Annotated in this window: 3 protein-coding genes and 1 pseudogene; 2 read left to right on the top strand and 2 right to left on the bottom strand. The window is 38.0% G+C overall.

Annotation, left to right across the window (positions count from 1 at the left end):
• Together FW767_RS13380 and FW767_RS12740 are read left to right on the top strand one after the other, a co-directional pair.
• A pseudogene (locus FW767_RS13380) lies at nucleotides 1–92 on the top strand (transposase); the annotation flags it as partial.
• A gap of 1,120 nt (nucleotides 93–1,212) precedes the next feature.
• Entirely contained in the window at nucleotides 1,213–2,049 is an 837-nt protein-coding gene (locus tag FW767_RS12740; RefSeq protein ID WP_121700399.1) for a reverse transcriptase family protein, read from the top strand.
• A gap of 94 nt (nucleotides 2,050–2,143) precedes the next feature.
• On the opposite strand, the gene FW767_RS12735 is transcribed toward FW767_RS12740, so the two are convergent.
• Nucleotides 2,144–2,437, bottom strand: a complete 294-nt coding sequence (locus tag FW767_RS12735) for a hypothetical protein (RefSeq protein WP_121700398.1) — start codon at nucleotides 2,435–2,437, stop codon at nucleotides 2,144–2,146.
• A gap of 25 nt (nucleotides 2,438–2,462) precedes the next feature.
• Entirely contained in the window at nucleotides 2,463–3,887 is a 1,425-nt protein-coding gene (locus FW767_RS12730) for an AAA family ATPase (RefSeq protein WP_121700397.1), read from the bottom strand.
• Nucleotides 3,888–4,383 lie beyond the last annotated feature (496 nt).

Below are 4,383 nucleotides of genomic sequence, written 5' to 3'. Positions count from 1 at the left end.
TCAACGCAAAGATAAAAGCATTCCGTACCCAATTCAGGGGAGTCAGTGACATTAAATTCTTCATGTTCAGACTGGCCACATTATACTCTTGACATCTTACCACCCACCGGGAAAATCCGCTGACCCACAACAGAGCGGACAACCATGAAAAGCCACAAGCGTTGTCACGCCGTCGCCGTCGGTGGAAAGACGGTGACGCGCAATGCCTATGATCTTGGCGCAATGCTTATCAAAGAGTCGGTTATCTACCATATGCAAAGTTACAACAAATTTTCGTAACCCAGTGATAATCGGGCAAGAAAAATCCGCATCTCCACGGCTACCACCATAAATAATGCGGATAATACAGTTTCTTTTCCCCAGTCATTATGACCATTGCCCCCTTACTACGCCACAGCGATAAATCAGTTTGGTTTGGTTCGGGCTTTATATATGCCCGACTAAACTAAACCTAACTATATATGTGGGCTGGTGAAAAGAAAAAATTGTGTGAGTCTAGACATATGGCGTAACTTTGCAACACAAATCATTATTAACTGCCATACTACTCTCTTGTTCTCTGGAGTCAACATTCAATTTTTATTTTGGTAAGACCTAAAAAAATGTTAACTTTGCAATCGTATTAGTACATTGAAATACTGAGAAGGCTTTTAGAGCTAAAACGAAGCTAAAAATTGAAGCGATTAGATTCGCACCCTATCCGGGTTTACCGGGGAGACAAAAGACCTCAAGCCGCATGACTCAACTTTACTAGCCTTTGGGGTTATAGTTGTAGTGTTGCTTGCACTTTACCCTTATTGTATTATTGGTTATTGTGCTTTATGGTTGTATCCTCTATGTCATTTTATGGCACGTGAAATTTAGAGAGCAATGGAGACAATGCTTATAGTTAGTTTTAGCATGTACCGATGTTGGTTTTGGCACGTGACAATGTCGTCACTACTAAAATTTTTCAACTATGGCAAAAAATAAAAAAAGCCTTCAAACAGAGGGACGAAGGCTAATCGGAAATCCCTCCATTGTTCCTCCGCGGTTAGTAAGAGTACCTCAAAGGTGAAGGAATGGACTAAATGGATTGTTGCATTGACAGGATTCATAAAGTCTATAACGAAAGGTCTTGTGGTTGTAAAATCCGCATATGACCAAATAAAACCTTGGATAAAGCTCATTTGGGAATGGGTGCTCAACTGATCTGCTCTCTAAATTCTTTCTATGATTAAAAACAAACGTCATCTACTACATATTTTAAAGGTTAGCTCAGAAAGGCTTGACTATATTTTGACACACTTAGATGAGTTCTACTACTCATTTGATAAAGTTAAGATAGATAAGCTAACAGGCAAACCGAAATTAGATGGAAATGGCAATATAAAAAAACGAACAATAAATTCTTCAAAAGGAGATTTAAAAAATATACAATCTCGGATATATAAATTTTTGTCGTCTAATATTTCATTTCCCGATTTCTTTTTTGGAGGTATTAAAGGTAAGAATAATATTCTAAATGCTCGTTTTCATCAGGGAAATAAATATGTCTTCACGACGGACCTAAAATCGTTCTTTCCGTCAATTTCTCATAAACGCGTATATTCTACACTCATAACCCTCAACTTTACACCTGATATTGCAAGGATTATAACACGTCTTATTACACGTAATGGACAGGTTCCACAGGGCATACCCACATCTACACTAATTGCTAATCTGGTTTTTCAACCTACTGGTCAAATAATTTCAGATTTAGCTATAAAGCACAAAATCAAGTTTACTATTTATGTAGATGATATGACCCTTTCTTCATCCCAAGATTTTAAATATTTAATACCTAGTTTTTTGAAAATACTTATGGATAACGGTTTTAAGATTAGTCACGATAAAACATTTTATAAAACTAAGAATCCTGTTGTGACGGGAGTCGTTGTTCATAATAACAAACTTCGGCATCAACCAGGCTATAATAAAATTGTCATGCGGCTAAAAAATGATGATAGAGCACAGAAAAGTCTTATTGGAGTTTTGGCATACTTAAAGAGGATTGATGAGGCTTAACACGTTTGAAACTCAAATCTGTTTTACAAACTTGTAAAAACAAATATTCAGCAAGTTAATGAATTATTATCGTGTTGATCACACCTATTACGGATTAGCCTTGTTGTATTGATGTTTTCTCAATAAGGGCATCTACATCAGACATCAATTTAGCAAGAATTGTTTTCGCTTTATCGTAATCCTTAGACGCAAATAATTCATAAGTTAAATCAGCCCATTCTTTAGCAACCTTCTTTTCTTCATCGGTATTATTTGACCTGACGATACCAAGTTTTGCAAACTCTATCAAAAATTTGGAGAAGTTTTCCGGCGTAGGATTCTCATTGTATTTCTTGACAGCGTCTGCGACCTTGACACGCTGTTCAAAATCTCTATCAATTTGATTCATCTTTTCTTATGATTGTATCTGTAATTTATGCGTCCATAAACAAGTCATCGGCTGTGATTTGCGAATGAATATTATTCATCGAATAGGAGTTCTTCACAAGTCCATAACTTGTTATCATTGTCAGGGCGATCCCTTTGCGGGTCTTTGTCAACTGACGGAACAGAGTTGCCTTGTTGCGTATATTCTCCATATATTTCTTGTCAATCGTATATGGTCCGTCGGAATATTTTATTTCACAAAGGTTTATTGCCTTATCGCTGCGGTCAATCAACAGGTCAATCTGTGCCCCGGAATGTTCATCAGTGGCAGCTGTGCGCCATGAGTATTCGGTAGTGATAACCCCACTTATTCCAAGAGCCTTCTTTATCTGTTCTGAGTGTAAGAGACATATCCTCTCAAACGCGAGACCACACCATGTATTAAAGATAGATGCCATCTGTATTTTAGACCAGTAATTAGCATCCGTATTCTTCTTGCCTTCCATAAATTTGAAATAGAAGAGCGTGAAATTATCAATAAGCTGATAGAGGGCATTCTTTGTCTTAGAGCCAATGGCCTGATAACGTCGGATAAATCCACAATTTTCTAAATCTTCCAGATATTTAGTAAGTTGACCGTTTGTGGCGAGATTGGCATTAGTAATTATCTCTTCACGTGTCATTCCAATCTTCTTTTTAGCCAAGGCTGTTATTATATCCAGATACGGCTCCGACTGCTTAAAAAGTGATGAGTATAATTCCTTAAATTCATTCCCCAATTTAGGCGTTCTCCCAAAAAATAATGTGTCAATGTTCTGTGGAAGACTGAGTGACTTGTTCAGAAGTGACCAATAGAAGGGAATACCACCAAACACCATATATGCCTCCATTATCTCTTGCCGTTCCAGAGGCAAATTGATGCTCTTTGCATATAATTCGCACTCATGCAGATTAAACGGCTGAAGGTGTATCTGATTATTCAGACGATTATGCAGTCCCCCTCTGTTTTTGAGTATCTTCTTCACCATCCATGATGTTGCAGACCCACACACTATAAGAAGAATATCTTTTCGCGCTGAAGCCCAGGCATTCCAAAAGTTCTCAAAAGCAGGCATAAAGCTTGATTTTGGACCATCCATCCACGGTAATTCATCCAAAAACACCACTTTTTTCCCTTCTGGTAATCCTTCAAGATACTGCTCTAACATGTAGAATGCCTCAATCCAGTTATTCGGGTATGCCCCTCCCTTGAATCCTTGACTCTTTAGAGTTAAATAGAATCGTTGCAACTGCTCCTTTGTAGAAGCTTGCGCCATTCCGGAATAAGTAAATGCAAAGTTATCTTGAAAGACCTCCCTGACCAGATAGGTCTTACCAATTCTACGGCGTCCGAATATAGCGACAAACTTAGACTCGTCTGAATCGTAGGCCTGTCGAAGTTCCTGTATCTCTTTCTCTCTTCCGATCAGCATATAAGGTATAATTTAGACTACAAAGATACGAAATTTTGATTACATCACACAGCCAAATCACATATTTTTGCACCATATTTGGCTATACGATGTAAGTAGCCCCTGATGCAATCTAACTCATTATTCAGGGTGCAACAACGATTTTTACTTACGTCACGCAGCCAAATCTAATAGTTTTTATACATATTTGGCGCCGTCATGGATGTTAGAAGCCGGATTAGTTTGGTTCGGGCCTTATATATACCCGATAAACCAAACCTAACTGTATATGTGGTGGACTGGTGAGAAGAAAAAATATTTCAACCCAATTCATTAGAACCAGACTTACGCAACGCGCAAGAGTCTGACATAAGATAGCTTAATATGATTGTGGAAAAGCCACTCTACTTTGACCCTTTTGGCCAAACAGAATTCACCCCTTTGGCCATAATATGATTGACCCTTTTGGCCCAAATAACATTAACCGCTTAACACAAGAGTTATTAGAGATTTTTTG

The organism is Heminiphilus faecis (assembly GCF_008728965.1).
GTDB classification, from domain to species: domain Bacteria; phylum Bacteroidota; class Bacteroidia; order Bacteroidales; family Muribaculaceae; genus Muribaculum; species Muribaculum faecis.
Note: the sequence above shows the minus strand (reverse complement) of the source record. Positions and strands in the feature narration are given on the sequence as shown.